Below are 23,136 nucleotides of genomic sequence, written 5' to 3' on the forward strand. Positions count from 1 at the left end.
CCCCCCGGCCGAGGGCGCGCCCCCCCGCCCCGCCGATGTCGACACCGCGTTCTGGCTGTGGCTGGTCGCCCTGCCGCTGATGACGTGCGAATACGTGGTGAACATGCTGACCGGCCCGCAGATCGCGGGTCCCGAGATCGTCTATCCGGTCGCGGCGCTCACGGCCATCGTGGTGATGGTGGTGGTCGCGACGTTTCTGATGTTGATGCGGTCGGGATACCGGTGGGCGCGCACCGTGCTGACCGGCGGGGGAATCGGCGCGATGGCGTATGGGCTCAGCGGGCTCACCGACGCCGACGCGCGGCCGTCGGTCGCCGTCCTGGCTGCAATCACCGGAATCGTCGGATCGGTGCTGATCGCCACGGGCACGTTCCTGCTGCACCGCGCGGAGGCCAACGCCTACTTCGTCCGGTAGTCACCCGGCCGCCGGCGTCACGACGACCTCGACGGTGCCGGCACCGTCGGCGGCGATGACCAGCACCGGTGCGCCGGGTGCCGAGACCACGTGCCCGCCGGTGACACTGACCTGGTAGCCGTCGGGGTACTGAATGGTCGGCACCGCGATCTCGGTCTGGGCGCCGGCAGCGAAGTGGCCTGCGCCGCTGGCCATCTCGGTGGAGTAGCTGAGCTGGAAGACGCCGTCTCCGTACGACCAGGAGATCGGGGTGCCGGCGACGGCCTGCGCGTAGGGCACCGCCGTCGCCTCCAGCCTGGCCCAGTCGACGTTGTCGCCGACCGGCGGCTTGCTGGGGTCATAGACCAGCGCCGCCCAGGGGCCGCTGCCGGTGAGGCTGGGCGTGCCGTTGTAGGCCCACTGCGACCAGCCCCACATCCGCTGGTCGGCGTTGTTCATCACCCGCATGATTTCGTCGGCGCCGTTCGCCGATCCGTACTCGGTGATCATTCCCGGCACCCCGTACCTGCTGGTGTAGGCCTCGCCGTTGGCGGCCAGCAGGTCGATGTAGTCCGGGCACAGCGGCGAGAGGGCCGCGCTCACGCTGGTCAGCATGCAGTAGTCGTGGAACGCGAAGACGCCGTGGGGGTCGTCCACCTCGCGCAACTGCGTCGGCACCGCCTCGTTGAACAGGGTGTTGGGCTCGTAGATCATCGGTGTGGTCGGGTCGACGGACCGGATCGCCGCGCTGACCTGGTTGTAGAACGGAGTCAGCTGTTGAGCTTCGAAGTAGGAATTGCCGAAGATCGTTGACAGCCATGTCGACCCGGGCCACGGTTCGTTGATGATCTCGTAGCCGGCGATGTTGGGGTCGTCCTTGAAGTAGTCCGCGACGGCCTGGGTCATGCGCGCGTAGTGGTTGAGCAGCCCCACCCCGTCGGGGCCTTTGGCGTTGGACCAGAACGCATCCCAAGCGTGGTTCTGGGCGGGGTTCAGCGGGTAGTTGAGTCCGAAGCCGATGTCGGGGTTGGGCAGTCCGCCGGTCTGGGTGGCCCACTCCGGCGCGCCCTCGCCGCGGAAGACCGGGCTGAAGTCGTCCTGGTGGAAGTCGATGATGCTGACGATGCCGTATCTGCCCAGGATCTGCACGGTCGTCTGGATCGAGGCCAGGTAGTTGTAGTCGATGACGCCGGGCTGCGGCTCCACTCCCGCCCAGATGACGCCCAGCCGCACCGAGTTGAAGCCGTTGGCCGCCAGGAACGCCGCGTCGTCCTCGTCGAATCCGCCGGCGGCCGGCTCATACGGCGGAATCTTGTAGACCTCGTTGAAACCGTGCATGACCAGCACCCGGCCGTCAGCGCCGGTGATCCAGGTCCCGGTGGTGCTGATCCCGGCGACGGCGGCCGGGGCACCGTCGAGAGTGCCGAAGTGGCCATGATCGCCGTGGGCGCCGACCAGCAGGCCGGCGTTGCCGCCCGCGCCGCCGAGGGCCGGCAGGTCGCCGGGGCCGCTGTAGACCCCGTCCCCGGCGTCCCCGCCGAGGCCGCCGATGCCGATTAGCCAGCCGCCGCTGCCGCCGTCCCCGCCGTTACCGCCGAGGCCGCCGTCTGCGCCGTCGCCTCCGTCGCCGCCGTTGCCGATCATGCCGGCGTTGCCGCCGGCTCCACCCATTCCGCCGGATTCGGTGTTGTCCCAACCGTCCCCACCGTCGCCGAACAACCAGCCGCCATGGCCGCCGTTGGGCGCAGCGGCGGTTCCGTCCACGCCGTCGCCGATCAGGGGGCGGCCGGTGAGCAGGAGGCTGGGTTGGTTGACCACGCTGAGCAGCAGTTGGCCGAGATCGCTGTTGACCGCCTCGTCGAGGCCGGCGTGGATCGGGGTGTAGAGGTACTGCAGCAGCCAGGTGTTGGGATCGACCGCGGGTCCGGCCAGGGCTGCGCCGCTGAACGCGCTCAGAGCGGCATCCCAGTGCTCGGCGCTCAGGAAGGTCTCCCAGGCGTCCGGTGAGAACACCGCGTCCCAGTCCGGGGCGCCGGTCGTGGCGTCCAGAAACGGTTCCAGGATCTGGTCGGTCAGGGGGTCGAAGAAGTCAGCGTGGGCTCCGGGCGCAGCGGCCAGCGGCCCCATCCCGAACGTCAGCAGCGCCCCGGTGGAGGCGGCCAGACCGACGACTCGGGTGCGCAGGGCGGGCTCTGCTGCGGTGCGGTTGCGGCGCTTCATCCGAAGTCCTCTCCAAGGCAGGACAACCTGTGCAAAGCATGTATGCAGGCCAAAATCTAACTCAACCTACTTGCGCGTAAGGTAAGGATCGCCGAAAATCGCGCGATGCCGCGGTCCTGTGCAGCGTGTTTGGGCGCCGCGTTAGGCTGACCCGACATGTCTGCTTCCCAGCCGCAACCCGCACCGCTGTTCTTCGAGAGCGGTGCCAGTTGGTACTGGGTGCTCTTCGGCCCGATCTCCGCGGGCCTGCTCTTGGTGATCCAGCACTCCAGCGGCTTCGGTTTCCAGCCGCTGGTCCCGGCGATCCTGCTGGTGCTCGTCTCGCTCATGCTCGCCATCCAGGTGAAAGCCGCGCGTATCCACACCTCGGTCGAACTCACCGAGGACACCCTGCGCCAAGGCACCGAGACCATTCGGGTGGCCGACATCGTTGCGCTCTATCCCGAGGCCGAACGGCCCACCGGTTGGGGCAAGCAGGTGCTGCAGAAGTGGCAGGAATCCCGCGCGCTCGGGGAGCTGAGCGGCGTGCCCCGGCGCCGGGTGGGGATCGGCCTGCGGCTGAGCGGGCGGCGCACCGTGCAGGCGTGGGCGCGCGACCATCGCCGGCTGCGTGCGGCGCTGGGAGAGCTGATCCCCGAGACCGTTCCGCCGGGCGGCCCCGCTGAGACCGACGCCGACGATGGATCGGCGTGGTGAGAACCGCCCCGCTCATCCGGGCCCTGGCCGAACTGGCCCTGGCCGCCGCCGCGGCGGTGGGCTGCGCGGCCAGCTGGCTGCAGGTGCGCTACCCGGTGGTGGTCGCGCCGGTCATCGACGGCGAACCGGCCACCGTCTCGATCGGCTACCACCCCCCGATGCTGCTGCTGGCATGGGTCTTGGCGACGACGGCCGGGGTGCTGGCGGTGATGGGTGCCGCGCGGCTGCACCGGGCCCGCCGCACCACCCCGGCTAGATACCCCACGGGGGTATCATCGGCGGCGTGATCACCACCGACCTCGAGCTGCGGGGAATGACGTGTGCGTCGTGCGCGGCGCGGGTGGAGCGCGCCTTGAACGCCCTGGACGGGGTGCAGGCCACGGTCAACTTCGCGGTCGAGCGAGCCCACATCGAACATGAGCCCCGGGTCTCGCCGGCCGACCTGGTGAACACCGTCGAAGCGACCGGATACCAGGCCGTCGTGCTCGGTTCGGCCGGTGAACACCACGAGCACGCCGACGTATCCGCCGGCCAACTGCGCACCCGGCTGATCGGCTCGGCTCTGCTGGCCGTGCCCGTGGTGGTGCTGTCGATGGTGATGGCCTGGCAGTTCAGCGGTTGGCAGTGGGTCGCGCTCGCGCTGACCACCCCGATCGTGGTCTGGGGCGGATATCCCTTCCACCGCGCCGCTGCGCGCACCGCGGTGCACCGCGCCGCCACCATGGACACCCTGGTCTCGCTGGGCACCTGCGCCGCCTATCTGTGGTCGGTGGTGGCGGTGTTCACGGGGTCGGGCCACGTGTACTTCGAAGTGGCCGCCGTGGTCACGGTGTTCCTGCTGGCCGGCCGCTACGCCGAATCGCACGCCAAACGGTCGGCGGGGGCAGCCCTGCGGGAACTGCTGGAGCTCGGCGCCAAAGACGCCACGGTCATCAGCGCGGACGGGTCCACCGAGACCCGGGTGCCGATCGCGGACCTTCGGGTCGGCGACGTCATCGTCGTGCGGCCGGGAGAGCGCGTCGCCGCCGACGGCGTCGTCGTCGACGGCGCCAGCGCCTTGGACACCTCGGCGATGACCGGCGAGCCGCTACCGGTGGACGTCGCCGCCGGCGATTCGGTGCTGGGTGGTTCGCTCAACACCACCGGGCGGGTGTTGGTTCGGGCCGCCAAAGTCGGCGCCGACACCCAGCTGGCGCGGATGGCCACCATGGTCGCCGACGCCCAGGCCGGCAAGGCCTCGGTCCAGCGACTTGCCGATCGGGTCTCGGCGGTGTTTGTGCCCGCAGTGCTGGGTATCGCTGCGCTCACGCTGGCCGGCTGGCTGCTGACCGGCGCGTCCGCCGCGGCGGCGTTCACCGCGGCGGTGGCCGTGCTCATCATCGCCTGCCCGTGCGCGCTCGGGTTGGCCACGCCGACCGCCATCCTGGTCGGCACCGGCCGTGGTGCGCAGCTGGGCATCCTGATCAAGAACCCGCAGGTGCTCGAGACCGTCAAGGACATCGACACCGTCGTGCTGGACAAGACCGGCACCGTTACCAGCGGCGTGATGTCCGTCGGCGGCCTCGCGGCCGAACCGGGCGAGGACCCGGACACGGTGCTGGCCCGAGCCGCCGCCGTCGAGTCGGCGTCCGAGCATCCGATCGCCACAGCCATCGTCGCCGGGGCCAAGGCCGCCGGCCTGCAGATCGCCCCGGTGACCGATTTCGTCAGCAAACCCGGCCACGGTGTGACCGGGGTCGTCGACGGCCTGCGGGTCGAGGTCGCGCGGGCGGCCGCCGCGGACGAGACCGGGACCGCGGTGGAGGTCTGCTGGGAGGGGCAGGTGCGCGGGACGATCATCGTGACCGACACGGTCCGGCCCACCAGCGCGGCCGCGGTGGCGCAGCTCAAAGCCATGGACATCACGCCGATCCTGCTCACCGGCGACGGCGCGGCGGCGGCCCGCAGGGTGGCCGGACAGGTCGGTATCGACCCCGGCAACGTCATCGCCGACGTCTTGCCCGCGGACAAGGCCGCCGAGGTCAAGCGCCTGCAGGCCGACGGCCGGCGGGTGGCCATGGTCGGTGACGGCGTCAACGATTCGGTGGCGCTGGCCACCGCCGATATCGGGATGGCGATGGGCACCGGCACCGATGCCGCCATCGAGGCCGGTGATGTCACCCTGGTGCGCGGCGACCTCGGCACCGTGCCCACCGCCCTTCGGCTGTCGGCGCGCACCCTGCGCATCATCCGGCAGAACCTCGTCTGGGCGTTCGGCTACAACGTGGCGGCCATCCCGCTCGCGGCGGCCGGGTTGCTCAACCCGATGATCGCGGGCGCGGCGATGGCCGCCTCATCGGTCCTGGTGGTCGCCAACAGCCTGCGGCTTCGGCGTTTCGCGCGATAAGGCCGGGACAGTCGGCCGGGGTGTTGCGCTCTGTCCGGCCGGAGTCAGGAGTCCAGCCAGGCCAACTGCGCGGGCAGCTGGCTGCGCCAGTAGGACACGTCGTGGCCGCCGGGCGAAAAGCCCCCGGCCGGCGGCGGATTCAGCTGGGCGATGAAACTCTTGGTCGCGTAAGCGAAGCTGTCCCCGGTACCGCAGTCCACCCGCAGCGGGATCGGCGCCAACCGCGGCACCAGGTTGAACACCGAGTTGGTCCGCCAGTCATCGACACTGTCGAACGCGCCGGCGGGCGCGCCGAAATAGGTCATGTAGATCGCCGGGCTGATGGCGCAGATGCCCGCGGTGCGTGCCGGGCCCAGACGGGTGCCCAGCAGCAGTGCGCCGTAGCCGCCCATTGACCAGCCCATGAACGCGACGCGGGAGGTGTCGATGCCCTTCTCGGTCAGCATCGGGATCAGCTCGTGCAGCACCATGGCGCCGGAGTCCTCGCCGGAGCTGTGCGGCCGCCAGTAGGAGTTGCCGCCGTCGACGGCCACCACCGCGAACGGGGGCCGGCCTGCCGCGGCCAGCTTCGCCAGCTCCTCCTCCACGCCCAGATCCATCACCCATGCCGCATCGCCGTCCTTGCAGTGCAGCGCGATCACGGGGCGCAGGGGAGCGGTCTGCCCCGGCGGGCGGGCGATGATCCAGTTGGTCTCGACGCCGCCACGAGCCGCCGAGACGAACGACCCGGATTCCAAGGTCGGATAGCTGTTACCGGTGGCCCGGGAGGCGGCCGGGCGCCGAAGCGCAACCGCTCCGAACAGGCCCGCAGCCCCCACCGCGCCGACCCCAAGGCGCAAAGCAGCCCGGCGGGTCACATCAGCCATGGACAGCATCATCGCGCGGCGGCCCGGGGCGGAGCAGCCCGGCGCACCACCCTTGATCAGGTTGATGCCGGTTCGTTAGGAACGTCCGGGTGCGGGCTGCGGCCGAAGCGCTCGCGGAACGCCTCCACGGTGTAACCGATCAGGGTCGCTTCCCGTGGTGCCCGGACCGCAGCGGAGCGGGGAATCCGCACCAGGGGCCCGAGCGGACCGGTGAAGTGGCCGGACTTGCCGATCTTGAGCGGGCCGCCGCCGGGGTCGGCAGGGTGCGGGGCGATCTCCACCTCCCCTTCGGTGACCACGTAGATCAGGTCCTCGACGGTGCCCTGTTCCAGCAGGACCGAGCCGGGCCCAAGGCGGACCGGGGCCTGCGGGGACCGCTCGGGCATCGCGGACGGGGACAGCTCGACGACGATGTCGGCCAGGGGCACGATCCGGGTGTCGTGGGTGGCCACCACCACGACGCGGTCACCGGCGGCCAGCAGCCGCAGCAGTTGCACCACCTCGCCGGCCCGGGCGTAATCCAATTGCGCGGTGGGTTCGTCGGCCAGGATCAAGGGCGGATCCAGGGCCAGCGCGCGGGCCACCGCCACCCGCTGCTGCTGGCCGCCGCTGAGCTGCCCGGGCCGGTGATGCGTCCGGTCGGCCAGGCCGACCCGGGTCAGCAGGTCGCGGCCGCGCTCCTGAGCCGACCATTGTGTCCAGCCGGCCGCCCACATCGGGACCATCACGTTCTCCAGCGCCGTCAGGCTCGGCACCAGATTGAACGCCTGGAAGACGATTCCGACGGTGCGCCGGCGGTAAGCGGTGAGGTCGCGTCTGCGCAGTGCAGTGACGTCGGTGGCGCCGAACCGGATCTGGCCGGCGGTGGGGCTCAAGATGCCGCCCAGGCAGGACAGCAGGGTGGTCTTTCCGCAGCCGCTGGGGCCCAGCACCACCACCAGCGAACCGGCCGGGACGTCCAGGCTCAAGCCGTGAATGGGACGCACCGGGTCCCCGCCGCCGGTGGCGTACTCGATCACCAGATCGCGGATCCGCAAGTCCCCCATCGGCTACGGCCCCCCGAACGCCAGCACCGGGTCCACGGCCACCGCGTGCCGCACACCGGCCAGGCTGGCAAGCAGGCCGATGCCCACCGCGGTCACCATCAGCAGGGCGAACGACGACGGCGTCACCGCGACCAGCATCGGGAACAGCGGGCCGATGGACACCGCCAGCACGCCGCCGAGGACCGCCGCGCTCACCGCGACCACCACCGCCTGCAGCGCCAGGCCCGCCAGCACCATCCAGGTGGTGACGCCCAGCGCCTTGAACACCGCGAAGTCGCGGGTGCGCTCCAGGGCCGACAGGTAGACCAGCGAGCCGACGATCAGGGCGGCCACGGCCCACAACAGGATCGACATGTACGACAGGGCCATCTGCGCACCTGCCAGCGGGCGGACCATGTCGTCGACGGCGGCGGTCCGGTCCACCACGCGGTAGCCCGCCGGCACCCGCGCCGGGTTTCCCCGCAGGCCGATCGCGGAGGCCACCCGCTGCCCCGAATACATCAGCCGCTGGGCGCCGGCCACCGTCAGGAAGCCGTTGGGCTGGCCGGCCAGCGTCGTCGACTTCTCCACCAGCCCGACGATCCGCAGCTTCTCCGCGCCCAGTTCGATCTCATCGCCGAGGGAGCGCCGCAGCGTTGTCGACATCGCGATCTCGTCGGGTGCGGCCGGAACCCGCCCGGCGCTCAGTGGCGGCATCGCGTCGCGGGGCACGCCGTAGATGTTCACGTTCAGCGGCGACCGGCCGTCCTGCACGATGGTGTTGCCGTAGACCACGGGCAACGCCGCCTGCACGCCGGAGATCCGGGCGACGTTCCCGGGCTCGTTCTGGGGGAACCGTGACGAGCCCATGAACGGCCCCACCGCGGCCGTCTGGATCAGGTAGGCGTCGATTCCCAGCGAATCGACCACGTCTTCGGCCTCGACCCGGAAACCGTGGGTCAAACCGGCCAGCACCAGGGTCAGGGCGAAGACCAGCGCGGTGCCCACGACGGCCACGATGAACCTGCGTAATCGCCATTGCAGATCACGAAGAGCGGTGATTAACAGCCGCACGCGCGCATGTTATCGCAGCGTGCGGCGCCTATCGTGGATGGTGGCCCGCCCGACCGGTTTCGGCAAATCCAGAATGGTTGAGTCAACGGCCGGTTTTTGGGCTACAAATACACACACGCCAGCTTCATGAGCCCGGCGTACGCCGTACGGAGGGGGTCGGTGATGAACTACGCTGCGCTGCCACCGGAGATCAACTCACTGCGTATCTATACCGGGCCGGGATCCGCGCCGATGCGCGCGGCCGCCGCCGCCTGGGGTGCGGTGTCGGCCGAGCTGCACGCGGCCGCCGCATCCTATGAATCGGTGATCGCCGAGCTGACCGCCCAGGCCTGGCGGGGGCCGTCCGCGACGGCGCTGAGCCGGGCCGCCGACCTCTACGTCGCCTGGATGGCCGCGACCGCGGCGCAGATAGACCAGACGACGGCGCAGGCGAACGCGGCGGCGGCGGCCTACGAGGCGGCACACAGCGCCACGGTCCCGCCCTCGGTGGTGGCGGCCAACCGGGCCCAGTTGCTGCTGCTGATCGCCACCAACGTGCTGGGCACCAACACCGCGGCGATCGCTGCCACCGAGGCCGAGTACGGCGAGATGTGGGCCCAGGACGCGGCCGCGATGTACGCCTACGCCGCGGCGTCCGCGGCCGCCACCGGCCTCGCGCCGTTCGAGGAGCCGCCGCAGACCAGCAACCCCGCCGGGCCCGCCGGCCAGGCCGCCGCCGCGGCGAGTGCCGAAGCCACGTCGTCGTCGCTGGATGTGCAGTCGCTGCTGGGCCAGCTGGCCTCGGGGATCTTCGGGTCGCCGCAGAGTGCCGCCGCGCAGGTCGGGACGGCGGCCGTGGTCGGGCCCGCCCAGGGGATCGAGGACATCTTCACGCTGCCCAGCCTCTCCGATCTCTTCGGTCTGAACGCGCTGTCGGCGGTTGCCCTGGCGCTGTCCGCCGGTGCCTGGTCCTCGGCCAGCGCCAGCACCCGCGAAATCCTCGCCGAGCAGGACCAGCTGGAGCTGGTGGAGTACGAGATCCTCAACGCGATCGACCTGTTCTCCCCGTTGACCCCGTCGCGGCCGGCGGTTCCCGGCGTCGGGCTGTCGGCGGCGATGGGGGAGGCGTTCAGCGCCGGGAATCTTTCGGTGCCGGTCAACTGGGCGGCCAACGCCCCGGAGATCCGCACGCTGTCCTACACCAAGCCGCTGGTCGGGCCCGGCGTCGGCGCTGCCCCGGCGGCATCGCTGGCCGGCGCCGGCACGGCGTTCAGCCAGATGGCGCTGGCGGGCATGGGCGGCAGCGCCCTGGCCGGTTCGGTCAGTCGGGGCCGCGGAGGCGCCGACGCGCCGGCGCCGGTCCAGACGCCGCAGCGGGCCGCCGCAGACGCCGGGGCCGGCGCCGCGACCGGCGATGGCGACGGCGCCCCCGCGCCGACGAAGATGGGCATCGCCGCCGAAATCCGCGAATTCGCCGAACTGCGCGACCGCGGCCTGATCAGCAACGACGAGTACAACGAACAGAAGATGCGCCTGCTGGGCCAGTGACCCGGCGCGGTCTCAGGCGCGAGACAGCAACAACGTGTGCGGGACCCCGGCGCGCCCGAGCAACTGACGCCATGGAGGCTTCAGCCGCCCGACCGCCTCCTCGGTCGACACCACCCGGGGATTGGTCACCGCGAACGTCTTTCCGCCGACCTTGACCCGCCCGCCGCCGGCGGCCTCCAGGTTTTTCACCCAGTCGCGGCGGGTGCCGTACGGCAGCAGCACCGCGACGCCGTCGTCGGTGTGAAACATCGAGACCGGGGTGCGGTAGGTGGTCCCGGAGCGCCGGCCGGTGTGCTCGACCAGCGACCACATCGGCACCCACCCGCAAAACGGCCGGAACAGCGGATTGGTCACCACCCTGTTGAAGCGGGCGCGCCGGTCGGAGAAGCGCACCATCTAGCCCTGCCTGGTGAGCAGCACCGCCTGCTCGAACGGCAACCGGGCGAAGACGTTGCGGGTGCGCGGGTTCACGTGCTCGGCCGCCTCGGCCCGGCTCACCACCCGGGGATTGGTGACCTCGAAGGTCTTACCGCGGCGGCGCATCCGGGCACCGCCGGCGGCCATGATGTTCTTCAGCCAGTCGCGGTCCGGGCCGTAGGTCAGCAGAACGGCCACGCCGTCATCGGTGCTGAACACGCTCAGCGGGGTCCGGTAGGGCTTGCCGGAGCGCCGGCCGACGTGCTCGAGGATGCCGAACGTAGGGGCCCAGCCGGCCCACATTCGCTGGATGGGGTTGGTGACGTGCCGGTTGAACCGGGCCAGCCGCTGCGGTAGTTGCATGAGAGTCATCAAACCCCGTGGTCGTGGCCCCACTCAAGACCCAGTCGCAGTGACTGACTCCTACACCCCGTAGTCGACCGGGCCGGATCGGCTGGGACACTGGGCGTCGTGGGTAATGCGGAAGGTGCCACGGCAGTATCGGAACGGTTGTTCGCCGAGGCCTGCGCGGTGATCCCCGGCGGGGTGAACTCGCCCGCTCGGGCGTTCGCCGCGGTGGGGGGCACGCCGCGCTTCATCACCGAGGCGCACGGCTGCTGGCTGACCGACGCCGACGGCCACCGCTATGTCGACCTGGTCTGTTCGTGGGGACCGATGATCCTGGGCCACGCCCACCCCGCGGTGGTCGAGGCGGTCCGCGCCGCGGCCGGCGCCGGCCTGTCCTTCGGGGCGCCGACCCGAACCGAAACCGAGCTGGCGGCCGAGATCATCGCCCGGGTGCCCGCGGTGCACAAGGTCCGGCTGGTCAACTCCGGCACCGAAGCCACCATGAGCGCCCTGCGGCTGGCCCGCGGCTTCACCGGCCGGGCCAAGGTCATCAAGTTCTCCGGCTGCTACCACGGCCACGTCGATGCCCTGCTCGCCGACGCCGGATCGGGGGTGGCCACCCTGGCCCTGCCGTCGTCGCCGGGGGTCACCGGCACCACCGCCGCCGACACCATCGTGCTGCCCTACAACGATGTCGACGCCGTCCGCGGGGCCTTCGCCGAGTTCGGCGACCAGATCGCCGCCGTCATCACCGAAGCCAGCCCCGGCAACATGGGCGTCGTGCCGCCGGCGCCGGGCTTCAACGCCGAACTGCGGGCGATCACCGCCGAACACGGCGCCCTGCTGATCATCGACGAGGTGATGACGGGTTTCCGGGTGAGCGCCGGTGGCTGGTACGGCCTGGACCCCGTGGACGCCGACCTGTTCACCTTCGGCAAGGTGATCAGCGGCGGCCTGCCGGCTGCGGCCTTCGGCGGCCGGGCCGACGTGATGGACCGGCTGGCGCCGCTGGGGCCGGTCTATCAGGCCGGGACCCTGTCGGGTAACCCGGTGGCCACCGCCGCGGGCCTGGCCACCCTGCGCGCCGCCGACGACGATGTCTACGCCGCGCTGGACAAGAACGCCGACCGGCTGACGGTGCTGCTGGCCGACGCGCTGACAGCCGCCGGGGTGCCGCACCAGATTCCGCGCGCGGGAAACATGTTCAGCGTGTTCTTCGCCGACGAACCGGTCACCGACTTCGCCGCCGCCCGGGCCAGCCAGACCTGGCGCTTCCCGGCGTTCTTCCACTCGCTGCTGGACGCCGGCGTCTACCCGCCGTGCAGTGCCTTCGAGGCATGGTTCGTCTCGGCGGCCCTCACCGAGGAGGCGTTCGACCGGATCGCCACCGCATTGCCCGCCGCGGCCCGTGCCGCGGCCACCACCACGGAGCCCAACCACTGATGGCCGAAGAAACCCGCGTCCACCTGATCCGCCACGGCGAGGTGCACAATCCCGACGGCATTCTCTACGGCCGGCTGCCCGGTTTCCGGCTGTCCGACACCGGCCGCGCCCAGGCCGTGGCCGCCGCCGAACTGCTGGCCGGCCGCGACATCGTCGCCGTGATCGCCTCGCCGCTGCAGCGCGCCCAGGAGACGGCCGCCCCGATCGCCGCCCGGCACAACCTGACGATCGACACCGACCATGACCTGATCGAGTCGGCCAACATCTTCGAGGGCAAGCGGGTTTCGCCCGGCGACGGCGCCTGGCGCAACCCCCGGTTCTGGTGGCACCTGCGCGACCCGTTCACCCCGTCGTGGGGCGAGCCCTACGGCCAGATCGCCGCCCGCATGGCCGCCGCGGTGGACAAGGCGCGGGCCCGCGCCGCCGGCCACGAGGCGGTGTGCGTCAGCCATCAGCTGCCGGTCTGGACCGCCCGTCAACACCTCACCGGCAACCGGCTCTGGCACGACCCGCGCCGCCGGCAGTGCGACGTGGGGTCGGTGACCACGCTGATCTACGCCGGTGATCGTCTCGTCGACGTCGATTACCAGGTCCCGGCCGGCGGCTGACGATGCGGGCCGTGCTGATCGTCGGGACGGTGCTGGCCGCCCTGATCTCGGGGTGTTCAGTCGGCGACGACGCCGTCACACACGGCGGCACCTTCGAATTCGTCTCCCCCGGGGGCAAGACCGACATCGTCTACGACCCGCCGGAAACCCGCGGCCGGCCCGGTCCGATCTCCGGGCCCGACCTGATGGACACCGGCCGCACCCTCAGCGTGGCCGACTTTCCCGGGCAGGTCGTCGTCGTCAACGTCTGGGGCCAGTGGTGCGGGCCCTGCCGTTCCGAGGTCAGCCAGCTGCAACAGGTTTACGACGCCACCCGCGCCCAGGGCGTTGCGTTCCTGGGCATCGACGTCCGCGACCCCGACCCGCAGGCGCCCCGCGACTTCATCGCCGATCGCCGGGTGACGTACCCGTCGATCTACGACCCGGCCATGCGCACCATGATCGCGTTCGGCGGACGCTATCCCTCCTCGGTGATCCCGGCGACCATGGTGCTCGACCGGGCGCACCGGGTGGCGGCGGTGTTCCTGCGCGAAGTCCTTGCCGAAGACCTGCAGCCCGTCGTGCAGCGGTTGGCCGCCGAGGCGGCGCCGTGAGCGGCTTCACCGCCACCGTCACCTCCGGTCCGTTGCTGCTGGCCGTCGCGGTGTCGACCCTGGCCGGGCTGGTGTCGTTCGCCTCGCCGTGCGTGGTGCCGCTGGTGCCCGGCTACCTGTCCTACCTGGCGGCGGTGGTCGGCGTCGAAGAAAGGCCCGACCTGCCCGATACCGGTGCAGCCCCTCCCGGCGCCCGGTGGCGCGTCGCGGGTTCGGCGGCGCTGTTCGTCGCCGGATTCACCGCGGTCTTTCTGCTCGGCTCGGTGGCCGTGCTGGGCATGACCAGCACGCTGATCACCAACCAGGTGCTGCTGCAGCGGGTCGGCGGCGTGGTGACGATTCTGATGGGGTTGGTGTTCGTCGGGTTCGTGCCGGCGCTGCAACGCCCTCTTCGCTTCACCCCTGCGCAGCTGTCGACCGTGGTCGGGGCACCGCTTCTGGGTGCGGTGTTCGCGCTCGGCTGGACACCCTGCCTGGGGCCGACCCTGACCGGCGTGATCGCAGTGGCCTCCACCACCGACGGCGCCGGGGTGGCCCGGGGAGTTCTGCTGGTGATCGCCTACTGCCTGGGGCTGGGGGTGCCGTTCGTGGCGCTGGCCTTCGGGTCGGCCAGCGCAGTGGCCGGGCTGGGCTGGCTGCGCCGGCACACCCGGTCCATTCAGGTGCTCGGCGGCGTGCTGCTGATCGCGGTGGGCCTGGCTCTGCTCACCGGCGTGTGGGACCACTTCGTCGCCGTGATCCGAGACGGCTTGGTCTCCGATGTCAGGCTTCCCATCTGATGGCCGCACCCACCACCGCCCCGGCCCGTCGGGGACCGATCGCGCGGCTGGCCGCCCGGGTCCGCAACACCTGGCGGGCGCTGACCTCGATGGGCACCGCGCTGGTGCTGCTGGTGCTGCTGGCGCTGGCCGCGATCCCGGGAGCACTGCTGCCACAACGCAGCCTCAACGCCGCCAAGGTCGACGAGTACTTGGCGCTGCACCCGGTACTGGGGCCCTGGCTCGACCGGCTGGAGGCGTTCGACGTCTTCTCCAGCTTCTGGTTCACCGCCATCTACGTCCTGCTGTGCGTGTCGCTGATCGGCTGTCTGACGCCCCGGACCCTTGAGCACCTGCGCAGCCTGCGCGCCGTACCGGTCGCCGCGCCGCGCAACCTGGCCCGGCTGCCCAAGCACGCCCAGACGCACCTGGCCGGCGACCCCGAACAGCTCGGCGCCCAGATGGCGGACGCGCTGCGCGGCTGGCGCCGGGTGATCCGTTCGGAGCAGGGCACCGTCGAAGTGTCGGCGGAAAAGGGCTACCTGCGCGAGTTCGGCAACCTGGTCTTCCATTTCGCGTTGCTGGGGCTGCTGGGCGCCGTTGCGGTGGGCCGGCTGTTCGGCTACGAGGGCAACGTGATGGTGATCGCCGACGGCGGGCCGGGTTTCTGCTCGGCCTCGCCCGCCGCGTTCGACTCGTTCCGCGCCGGGGCCACCGTGGATGGCACCAAACTGCATCCGTTGTGTGTGCGGGTCAACGACTTCACCGCCGACTACCTGCCCACCGGGCTGGCCACGTCCTTCACCGCGCACATCGACTACCAGGCCGGCGAGGACTTGACCACCGGGCAGTGGCGGCCCTACCGGCTGGAGGTCAACCACCCGCTGCGGGTCGGCGGTGTGCGCGCCTACCTGCAGGGGCACGGTTACGCACCCACCTTCACGGTGGTCTTCCCGGACGGGCAGACCCGGACCCAGACGGTGCAGTTCCGCCCGGACAACCCGCTGACCCTGTTGTCGTCGGGCGCGGTCCGGATCGACCCGCCGGCCGGGACCTATCCCGACGCCGCCGAGCGGCGGAAACACCAGATCGGCATCCAGGGGCTGTTCGCGCCGACCGAACAACTCGACAACCGGCTGCTGTCATCGGCATTCCCCGCGATGAACGACCCCGCGGTCGCGATCGACGTCTACCGCGGGGACACCGGGCTCGACACCGGCCGGCCGCAGAGCCTGTTCAGTCTGGATTCCCGGCTGATCGACCAGGGCCGGCTGACCAAGGTGGCCCGGTCCAATCTCAAGGCCGGTGAAGAGATCCGTCTCGACGACGGCACCCGGGTGCGTTTCGACGGCGCGCTGCCGTTCGTCAACATCCAGATCTCGCATGACCCGGCGGAGATCTGGGTGCTGGTGTTCGCCATGACGATGATGGCCGGCCTGGTGATCTCCCTGGTGGTGCGCCGCCGGCGGATCTGGATCCGGATCACGCCGGTGGGACCGAGTGGGCAGCCCGGTACGGTGAACGTCGAGGTGGGCGGGCTCGCTCGCACCGACAACTCCGGCTGGGGTGACGAGTTCGAGCGGTTGAGCACCCGGCTGTTCGGCAAGGAGACGTAGGTGAATACGAGTCATATCGACATCGGGCTGGCGCGCTACTCCGACTGGGCGTTCACCTCGGCGATGATCGTGCTGGTCATGGCGCTGCTGCTGCTGGCCGTCGAGCTGGCCTACAGCCGGGCACGCACCCCGGCCGAGGCCGAGCTGGTCGCGGCCGGCGGGGTGCGCACCGACAGTGCCACGCCGGGGCTGGTGGTTCCCGCGCAGCGCCGGCCCCTGGGCGAGCGGGTGGGCCGCGCCGGCCTGGCCCTGGTCTACCTGGGCATCGCCCTGCTGCTGGCCTGCATCGTGTTCCGCGGCGCCGCCACGCTGCGCCCGCCGTGGGGCAACATGTACGAGTTCATCAACCTGACCTGCTTCTCCGGGTTGGTGGCTTCCGCCGTCGCGCTGCGCCGGCCGCAACACCGCAGCCTGTGGGTGTTCGTGCTGCTGCCGGTGCTGATCCTGCTCACGGTCTCCGGGCGCTGGCTCTACGCCACGGCGGCGCCGGTCATGCCGGCCCTGCAGTCGTACTGGCTGCCGATCCACGTCTCGGTGGTCAGCATCGGATCCGGAGTGTTCCTGGTGGCCGGGGTGGCCAGCATTCTGTTTCTGATCCGCTCCTCGCGGCTCAGCGACCCCGAAACGCCCGGTGCCCTGGCGCGCATGGTGCGCCGGCTGCCCGATGCGCAGACCCTGGACCGCATCGCCTACCGGACCACCATTTTCGCGTTCCCGGTGTTCGGCTTCGGCGTGATCTTCGGCGCGATCTGGGCGGAGGGGGCGTGGGGCCGCTACTGGGGCTGGGACCCCAAGGAGACCGTCTCCTTCATCGCGTGGGTGGTCTACGCCGCCTACCTGCACGCGCGGTCCACCGCCGGGTGGCGCGACTACAAGGCGGCGTGGATCAACGTGGTGGGCTTCGCGGCGATGATCTTCAACCTGTTTTTCGTCAACCTCGTGACCGTCGGCCTGCACTCCTACGCCGGAGTCGGCTAATAAAGCTGTCAGTTTCCTTTATGACGGCTGCGCTACCCTGCGGTTATCGGCGTCCATCGACGTCCCAGCCACGCTGACAGGGGAGAATCACGTGTCCGACCACGCATCCGGTGATACCACTGCGAGCCACGACGTGACCGACCATCCGACCACCCAGTTCCGGCCGTACCAGCACGTCGGCGAGGCAGCTGACCGCCCCGCCGCCGGAACGGATTCCGGGGCCACCGGGTCGATCGACCAGCGTGCCGAGGCACCGGAGACCCGTTCCTTCGGGGGCTTCCGCACCGAGCGGCGGTTCTCCGAACCGGTCGACCCGTGGCCGCCGACCCCCGCGGAGGGCCGCGGCCGGCAACAGTCGTGGAACCCCAACGCCTCCACCACCTGGATTCCACAGCCGATGGAGAACCCCGCTCCCGTCTTCTACGGCGGCAGCCCCGGCGGTGCGGCCCATGCCCCCCAGCGTCCCGCCGAGTCCATCGCGCCGTTCTCGGACCTGTCCACCACGTCGTTGTTGCGGCAGGTCAAGCCGCCGCCGACCTCAGGCTGGCGGCGCCTGCTCTATGTGCTGTCCGGTCAGCTCATCAATGTCGGCGAGAGCCCCCGAACCATCCGGTTCAACGACTTGGTGTCGCAGGTGAACCGGCCGCTGCAGGGCTGTCACCGGATCGCGGTGCTGTCCCTGAAGGGCGGCGTCGGCAAGACCACCATCACCGCGACCCTGGGCTCGACGTTCGCCTCCATCCGAGGCGACCGGGTGGTCGCCGTGGACGCCAATCCCGACCGCGGCACGCTGAACCAGAAGGTGCCGATGGAGACGCCGGCCACGGTGCGGCACCTGTTGCGCGACGCCGACGGCATCCAGCGCTACAGCGACGTGCGCAGCTACACCAACCAGGGGCCCAGCCGCCTCGAGGTGCTGGCCTCCGACAGTGACCCGGCGGTCTCGGAGGCCTTCAGCGGCGAGGATTACGCCAGCACATTGCAGGTACTGGAGCGGTTCTACAGCCTGGTCCTGACCGACTGCGGCACCGGTCTGATGCACTCCGCCATGTCGGCGGTGCTCGCCAAGGCCGACACCCTGATCGTGGTCAGTTCCGGTTCGGTCGATGGTGCCCGCAGTGCCTCGGCGACGCTGGACTGGCTCGACGCGCACGGCCACGAGGACCTGGTGCGTAACTCGATCGCGGTCATCAACGCGGTGCGGCCCCGCTCCGGCAAGGTCGACATGCAGAAAGTGGTCGACCACTTCTCCCGCCGCTGCCGCGCGGTGCGGTTGGTGCCGTTCGACCCGCACTTGGAAGAGGGCGCGGAGATCGACCTATCGCGGCTGAAGCGGGAGACCCGCGAGGCACTGGTCGAACTGGCCGCCGTCGTCGCCGAGGCGTTCCCGGGCGACGACCGGTTCAACCAGCACTTCGTCTGATCGGACGGTTGCGGCCCGGGTGCAGCTCTAGGGCTGGTTGTCGCCGTGGCTGATGCGCCACAGGAATTCTGGATCGTCGTCGGGACCGATCACGCGCGTCTTCGGCCGGCTGCGAGCCGTACGCAGGCCGAGGTAGATCAGCGTTCCCAGGGTCAGGACGAGGAGCAGGTAGAGCACTCGCGACACCTCCTGGCGCCGAATATACCTTTAGCGGCCAATGAACCGGTCCGGCCCGTCAGTACCCTTGATGATCGTGGAGACAGGTCGGGCCCGGGCGGGCCGTGCGGTACTCGATGTGGCGCTGTACACCGTGGCACGGTTGGCGCTGGTAGTCGTACTGACTGCGGTGATCTACGGGCTGGGCCGGCTGATCGGGCTCAGCGACTTCCCGCCGATCATCGCGGCGATGCTGGCGCTGATCGTCGCGCTGCCGTTGGGGATGTGGCTTTTCACGCCGCTGCGCAGACGGGCGACTCAGAGCCTGTCGGCGGCCGGGGAGCGCCGGCGCCAGGAGCGAGCGGAACTGCAGGCCCGGCTGCGCGGGGAGTGAGCCGGCGCTGTGCTCGTATCGCACGCACAGCCGAACTCGGCGCTAGCCAGCGCCGCCGTCCGTGCACAACGTCAACGGAGCCCTAATGCCGTCGCCTCCACGGTTGCCCACACCAACATGACCAGGCCGGTATCGCGCAACACCGGGATCAGCGCCGCCCCGCGCAGTCCGGAGCGCACCGGCGCAGCCGCGCGCAGGGCCAGCGGCGTGGCGATCAGGCCGGCCGCACACCACGGTGTGGCCCGCATCAGCGCCAACGTCATCACCCCGGCCAACGCCAGCAGCAGCGTGTAGAGGACCCGCGTGCGGGCGTCGCCGAGCCGGACCGCCAGCGTCAGTTTGCCGGCCGGCTCGTCGGTGGGGATGTCGCGCAGATTGTTGGCCACCAGCACCGCCGAGGACAGCGCGCCCACCCCGACTGCCAGCGCGCCGCCGACCCAGTCGATCCGCAGAGCTTGGGTGTATTGGGTGCCCAGCACCGCGACCAGGCCGAAGAACACGAAGACCGCGATCTCGCCGAAGCCGGCGTAGCCGTACGGTCGCGACCCGCCGGTGTAGAGCCATGCTCCGGCAATGCAGACCGCCCCGACTGCCAGCAGCCAGGGTGCGGTGAGCAGGGCCAGCGCCAAGCCGGCCAGCGCTGCCACCGTCAGCGCGGCGATCGCTGCGGACAGGACCGCCCGTGGGCGCGCCAGCCCGGCGCCCACCAGGCGTACCGGTCCGCTCCGGTCGTCGTCGGTGCCCCGGATGCCGTCGGAGTAATCATTGGCGTAGTTCACCCCGATGATCAACGCCACCGCGACGGTCAGCGCCAGCACGGCCTTCCACCACACCGCAGCGCCCAACCACGCCGCCGCGCCCGTTCCGGCGACCACCGGGGCGATCGCATTGGGCAGGGTGCGGGGACGTGCCCCCTCTATCCATTGTGCGAAGCTGGCCACCGCACGATCCTTGCATGAGCGGGGGAACGTGCTCGGCGGCGACGACCCGATCGGGGCGGCCGTCGGCGGCGAGCGACGAGGCGATGCGGAGGAAGCGGCGGGCATGCTGGGCGTGATCGGCGGTAGCGGCTTCTACTCCTTCTTCGGCGACGACGCGCGCCGCGTCAGCAGCGACACCCCCTACGGGAGCCCCAGCGCCGAGATCACCGTCGGTGCGGTCGGCGGCCACGAGGTCGCCTTTCTGCCGCGGCACGGCGCGGCGCACGAGTATTCGGCCCACACGGTTCCCTATCGGGCCAACATGTGGGCGCTACGGGCGCTGGGAGTGCGGCGGATCCTGGCGCCCTGTGCGGTCGGCAGCCTGACTCCGGAACTGCCCCCCGGCTCGGTGGTGGTCCCCGACCAGCTGGTGGACCGCACCCGCGGCCGTGTCGACACCTACTTCGACGACGGCGGTGTGCACGTCGAGTTCGCCGATCCGTACTGCCCCGCGCTGCGGGCCGCGGTGACCGGGCTGCCCGACGTCGTCGACGGCGGGACCATGGTGGTGATCCAGGGCCCGCGCTTTTCCACCCGCGCCGAAAGTCAATGGTTCGCCGCGGCCGGATTCCGGCTGGTCAACATGACCGGGTATCCCGAGTCGGTGCTGGCCCGGGAGTTGGAAATGTGTTATGCCGCAGTAGCTCTGGTCACCGACTTGGATGCCGGTGTCGACGTCGGCGCCGGCGTGAAGGCCGTTGACGTGTTCGCCGAGTTCCAGAAGAACATCGAGCCGTTCAAAAACCTGGTGCACCAAGCCATCGAACAGATCGACGCCGAGCGCACCTGCACGCACTGCCTGTCGCACGCGGGTGTTCAGCTGCCGTTCGAACTGCCCTGAATCGAAGTAGCGCGCTCAGAGGTGGGCGGCCGCATACTCGGCGCCCTGCTCAGTCATGCCGTTGACGCCGTACGACGCATGTGCGAAGGGCGGGCCGCCGGCTGGGGCGCCGTTACAGATGGTGTCGCCGTCGGCGCACAGTTCCAAGGCCTTGGACGCATACTGTGGACCGATCCGCACTGGTGGCGCGCCGTTGGGCGCAAGGAACTCCGCCGAAGGCTTGCCGAACAAGACGACCGCCGCAACGTGGTTGGCCACTGACGGCGGCATCGGCTGGGGGAGGTAGGCGAGGTAGGCGGCGGGGACTTCTTTGGGAACCTCGGCCGACGTGGTGTAGCCGGCCAGCGCCGCACCTTGTGAGAAGCCGCCCAGCACGATACGGGTGTTGGGGCAGTTCGCGGCGGTGTTCTCGATATGGGTGCCGGCGTCTCGGATACCGTCGACCACGGTGCGGGCGAAGTCGACACCGCCGCCGAAATCATTGCTGGCGGCGTAGTTGACCGGATACACCTCGAAGGAGCGCTCACCCACCTTGGCCCGCAGCGCATCGACGAAGGCTTGACCGATGCCGCCGACGCCGGGTGGCTCGCCGGTGCCGCGCGCGAACACCACCTCCACGTCGGGGCAGGGTTGCGCCGAGACGGATGGGACGCCGGGGGCCACCAGTGCGGCACCGCCCAGCACCATCGCTGCGCCCAGATACCGAGCGATGCGCCGTGTTGTCGTTGCGACGAGTGCAGTGATGTCCATCGTGACCTTCATCCGTATTGTTTGCCCGCGCTCACGAGCAGAAAGTTTCGGCTACCCGTCGTTGGAGTTCGATAAACGCCTCGGTGCACCGGTGCTCGTGCTGGCCGCGCGAAGGCACTCAGTCGCAGCCCGAGCTGCCCTGCACCACGTCGCCGTCTTCGGCTGCATCGTCGCTGCCCCGATAGATCTTTGGTCCACCCGTGGGTGCGGCGGTGGGAGAGTTCGCTGATCGGAAGATGCGCGGTGCGCCGGGCTCGCCGGGCTTGTGGCGGTCGTGGGCGGGCACCGTCAGGCGTCCGACGATGATCGCCACCCCCAGGACGCACAGGGCAAGGCCGCACAGCACCACGTCGAAGGTGCTGGTGATCTGCTGCGCCAGTCCGTTGCCGTACACCGGGTTCGCCGCCGCGGCGACGCGCTGGGCCTCCGCGAGCCGCGGAGCCAGACCGACACCCACCACCACGCGCGCCACCGTGAAGCCGACGAGGACGGCGCTCACCGACCAGACGGCGGCCCCCGGCAGGGATCGATTACCCAGGTTGAGCCGCAGCCAGATCGCCAGGGCCGCGCTCACCACGTCGAAGGAGGCCATCGCAACGCTGTCGTAGGGCGAACGCGGCAGGTCCAGGCCGAGCGCGACACTCAGATCGACAATGCGCATGAGGGCCGACCCGCAACTCCAGACCGCGATGAGCAGCAGCGTGTTACGGGTCGCCGCCAGCCACGTTGTCGGCGACGCGTCGCGTGCGGCGGCCACCGCGAGCAACGCTCCGGCCGCCACCCACACCAGATAGCCCTCGAAACCGACCCCCGCCGTGGAGGTGTTCTGGGCGATGCCGTGAAAGCCGTCGATGTCGCGGCCCACCGGCAGCACCCACACCAGGAGTACGGCAACCACGGTGGCAGCGCCGAGAAGGACAATGCTGAGCTGGGATGCCTTGTCTCGCATTAGCACCCACCGCGAGGCGAAGAGCACCGTGACCCATGCCACCGCCCCGTACACCAGGGCGGTCGCGATGATCGCCACCTGCTGGCGGCCGAAGCCGTCGGGAGACTGCGCGTCCGGCAGGGCGAAGCTCACACGCCAATAGAGGTTGAACAGCGTGCTCAGGGTGGCACCGGCGATCGATGCGTATCCCAGGACGCGGACCGTGCGCCACCACAGGCGCACCGGTCCGGCAAGCACCGGTTGCGCGGCGAGCAACGCCCCCGCGGTGCCCAGCAGGGCGCCCGGACCCACCCCGCCCGGCGGTCGCGGGCTTCCCCCGTAGCGCGCGGTCTGCACCACGTCGGCGGCTACCACCCCCAGCACCAACAACAGATACGGCGTGGCCAGCAGCAGTCGCAGGGTCGCGGTGGCGGCCGGATCGGCCGGCTCGCGCGTGATCGCCCAGGGCCCGGCGTAGGTGGCGGCGATCGCAGCGAGCGCCAGCACCGTGGCGACGGCCAGCGCAACCGACAACCACGCCGTGGTGCCCGGGATTCCGGCGCCGAGGTACACGCTCCACGGCAGGGCCGACGCCGTGATCAGCAGTACCGCGGCCGTCGCATCGCGGCCGATATTCCAGGTCCTGGTCGACTCGGCGATCACCTGCTCACCATAGCTGCGGGCAGCGTGTACGCCGCGGACCTGCGAAAATCAG

General features: G+C 70.6%; 24 protein-coding genes. 14 read left to right on the forward strand and 10 right to left on the reverse strand.

Annotation, left to right across the window (positions count from 1 at the left end):
• Positions 1–415 (forward strand): hypothetical protein (locus AWC02_RS07155; protein ID WP_237160359.1); only part of this gene is annotated, 415 nt, incomplete at its 5' end.
• Here the strand turns inward: AWC02_RS07155 and AWC02_RS07160 are convergent.
• Positions 416–2,614 (reverse strand): cellulase family glycosylhydrolase, encoded by a 2,199-nt coding sequence (locus tag AWC02_RS07160; RefSeq protein WP_237160360.1) that lies wholly within the window; start codon positions 2,612–2,614, stop codon positions 416–418.
• A 156-nt stretch (positions 2,615–2,770) separates the two neighbouring features.
• Here AWC02_RS07160 and AWC02_RS07165 point away from each other — a divergent pair, with 156 nt between their 5' ends.
• Genes AWC02_RS07165 through AWC02_RS07175 form a run of 3 tightly spaced genes read left to right on the forward strand, consistent with a single transcriptional unit; the run spans position 2,771 to position 5,696 of the window.
• Complete coding sequence (locus tag AWC02_RS07165; RefSeq protein WP_085128099.1) at positions 2,771–3,310, forward strand: hypothetical protein; 540 nt, start codon at positions 2,771–2,773, stop codon at positions 3,308–3,310.
• Positions 3,304–3,597 carry a hypothetical protein gene (locus AWC02_RS07170; protein WP_085128100.1) on the forward strand — a complete coding sequence of 98 codons (294 nt, stop codon included), beginning with the start codon at positions 3,304–3,306 and terminating at the stop codon, positions 3,595–3,597. The genes AWC02_RS07165 and AWC02_RS07170 overlap by 7 nt, the downstream gene beginning before the upstream one ends.
• A gap of 26 nt (positions 3,598–3,623) precedes the next feature.
• On the forward strand, positions 3,624–5,696 hold the full coding sequence (locus tag AWC02_RS07175; protein ID WP_085128202.1) for a heavy metal translocating P-type ATPase: 2,073 nt from the start codon (positions 3,624–3,626) through the stop codon (positions 5,694–5,696).
• A 44-nt stretch (positions 5,697–5,740) separates the two neighbouring features.
• Here the strand turns inward: AWC02_RS07175 and AWC02_RS07180 are convergent, their stop codons facing one another.
• Genes AWC02_RS07180 through AWC02_RS07190 form a run of 3 tightly spaced genes read right to left on the reverse strand, consistent with a single transcriptional unit; the run spans position 5,741 to position 8,655 of the window.
• The gene (locus AWC02_RS07180; protein WP_109560910.1) at positions 5,741–6,574 is read right to left on the reverse strand and encodes an alpha/beta hydrolase; all 834 of its coding nucleotides are present in this window, start codon (positions 6,572–6,574) and stop codon (positions 5,741–5,743) included.
• Positions 6,575–6,618: 44 nt separating this feature from the next.
• Positions 6,619–7,608 (reverse strand): ATP-binding cassette domain-containing protein, encoded by a 990-nt coding sequence (locus tag AWC02_RS07185; RefSeq protein ID WP_085128101.1) that lies wholly within the window; start codon positions 7,606–7,608, stop codon positions 6,619–6,621.
• 3 nt (positions 7,609–7,611) lie between these two features.
• On the reverse strand, positions 7,612–8,655 hold the full coding sequence (locus AWC02_RS07190; protein ID WP_085128204.1) for an ABC transporter permease: 1,044 nt from the start codon (positions 8,653–8,655) through the stop codon (positions 7,612–7,614).
• Between the two features lie 168 nt (positions 8,656–8,823).
• Here AWC02_RS07190 and AWC02_RS07195 point away from each other — a divergent pair, with 168 nt between their 5' ends.
• Positions 8,824–10,188: a PPE family protein, SVP subgroup gene (locus AWC02_RS07195; RefSeq protein ID WP_237160369.1), complete on the forward strand. Its 1,365-nt coding sequence runs from the start codon at positions 8,824–8,826 to the stop codon at positions 10,186–10,188.
• Positions 10,189–10,200: 12 nt separating this feature from the next.
• Here the strand turns inward: AWC02_RS07195 and AWC02_RS07200 are convergent, their stop codons facing one another.
• Positions 10,201–10,584 carry a nitroreductase family deazaflavin-dependent oxidoreductase gene (locus tag AWC02_RS07200; protein WP_085128103.1) on the reverse strand — a complete coding sequence of 128 codons (384 nt, stop codon included), beginning with the start codon at positions 10,582–10,584 and terminating at the stop codon, positions 10,201–10,203.
• On the reverse strand, positions 10,585–10,968 hold the full coding sequence (locus tag AWC02_RS07205) for a nitroreductase family deazaflavin-dependent oxidoreductase (protein WP_085128104.1): 384 nt from the start codon (positions 10,966–10,968) through the stop codon (positions 10,585–10,587).
• A 108-nt stretch (positions 10,969–11,076) separates the two neighbouring features.
• Between AWC02_RS07205 and hemL the strand changes: the two genes are divergently transcribed.
• From hemL to AWC02_RS07240, 7 genes are all read left to right on the forward strand, one after another.
• Positions 11,077–12,396, forward strand: coding sequence for a glutamate-1-semialdehyde 2,1-aminomutase (gene hemL / locus AWC02_RS07210; protein ID WP_085128105.1), 1,320 nt, complete (start codon positions 11,077–11,079; stop codon positions 12,394–12,396).
• Entirely contained in the window at positions 12,396–13,004 is a 609-nt protein-coding gene (locus AWC02_RS07215) for a histidine phosphatase family protein (protein ID WP_085128106.1), read from the forward strand. Before hemL ends, AWC02_RS07215 begins: the two co-directional genes overlap by 1 nt.
• A 2-nt stretch (positions 13,005–13,006) precedes the next feature.
• Complete coding sequence (locus tag AWC02_RS07220; protein WP_085128107.1) at positions 13,007–13,597, forward strand: TlpA disulfide reductase family protein; 591 nt, start codon at positions 13,007–13,009, stop codon at positions 13,595–13,597.
• Entirely contained in the window at positions 13,594–14,376 is a 783-nt protein-coding gene (locus AWC02_RS07225; protein WP_085128108.1) for a cytochrome c biogenesis CcdA family protein, read from the forward strand. The genes AWC02_RS07220 and AWC02_RS07225 overlap by 4 nt, the downstream gene beginning before the upstream one ends.
• Positions 14,376–15,971 carry a cytochrome c biogenesis protein ResB gene (gene resB / locus AWC02_RS07230; protein WP_085128109.1) on the forward strand — a complete coding sequence of 532 codons (1,596 nt, stop codon included), beginning with the start codon at positions 14,376–14,378 and terminating at the stop codon, positions 15,969–15,971. Before AWC02_RS07225 ends, resB begins: the two co-directional genes overlap by 1 nt.
• Positions 15,972–16,949: a c-type cytochrome biogenesis protein CcsB gene (ccsB, locus tag AWC02_RS07235; RefSeq protein ID WP_085128110.1), complete on the forward strand. Its 978-nt coding sequence runs from the start codon at positions 15,972–15,974 to the stop codon at positions 16,947–16,949.
• A gap of 91 nt (positions 16,950–17,040) precedes the next feature.
• Positions 17,041–18,372, forward strand: coding sequence for a MinD/ParA family ATP-binding protein (locus AWC02_RS07240; protein ID WP_109559876.1), 1,332 nt, complete (start codon positions 17,041–17,043; stop codon positions 18,370–18,372).
• A 27-nt stretch (positions 18,373–18,399) separates the two neighbouring features.
• Here the strand turns inward: AWC02_RS07240 and AWC02_RS21175 are convergent, their stop codons facing one another.
• Positions 18,400–18,549: a hypothetical protein gene (locus tag AWC02_RS21175; RefSeq protein WP_109559877.1), complete on the reverse strand. Its 150-nt coding sequence runs from the start codon at positions 18,547–18,549 to the stop codon at positions 18,400–18,402.
• Positions 18,550–18,625: 76 nt separating this feature from the next.
• Here AWC02_RS21175 and AWC02_RS07245 point away from each other — a divergent pair, with 76 nt between their 5' ends.
• On the forward strand, positions 18,626–18,922 hold the full coding sequence (locus AWC02_RS07245; RefSeq protein WP_237160361.1) for a DUF4229 domain-containing protein: 297 nt from the start codon (positions 18,626–18,628) through the stop codon (positions 18,920–18,922).
• Positions 18,923–18,993: 71 nt separating this feature from the next.
• Here AWC02_RS07245 and AWC02_RS07250 read toward each other — a convergent pair whose 3' ends face one another.
• Positions 18,994–19,863, reverse strand: a complete 870-nt coding sequence (locus AWC02_RS07250; RefSeq protein ID WP_085128112.1) for a 1,4-dihydroxy-2-naphthoate polyprenyltransferase — start codon at positions 19,861–19,863, stop codon at positions 18,994–18,996.
• A gap of 103 nt (positions 19,864–19,966) precedes the next feature.
• Between AWC02_RS07250 and AWC02_RS07255 the strand changes: the two genes are divergently transcribed.
• Positions 19,967–20,743, forward strand: a complete 777-nt coding sequence (locus tag AWC02_RS07255) for an S-methyl-5'-thioadenosine phosphorylase (RefSeq protein WP_085128206.1) — start codon at positions 19,967–19,969, stop codon at positions 20,741–20,743.
• Positions 20,744–20,758: 15 nt separating this feature from the next.
• On the opposite strand, the gene AWC02_RS07260 is transcribed toward AWC02_RS07255, so the two are convergent.
• Entirely contained in the window at positions 20,759–21,505 is a 747-nt protein-coding gene (locus AWC02_RS07260; protein WP_272818978.1) for a cutinase family protein, read from the reverse strand.
• Between the two features lie 106 nt (positions 21,506–21,611).
• Complete coding sequence (locus AWC02_RS07265; protein ID WP_085128113.1) at positions 21,612–23,084, reverse strand: DUF7937 domain-containing protein; 1,473 nt, start codon at positions 23,082–23,084, stop codon at positions 21,612–21,614.
• Between the last annotated feature and the right edge of the window lie 52 nt (positions 23,085–23,136).

The sequence above is a fragment of the Mycolicibacter engbaekii genome (assembly GCF_002101585.1).
Classification (GTDB): domain Bacteria; phylum Actinomycetota; class Actinomycetes; order Mycobacteriales; family Mycobacteriaceae; genus Mycobacterium; species Mycobacterium engbaekii.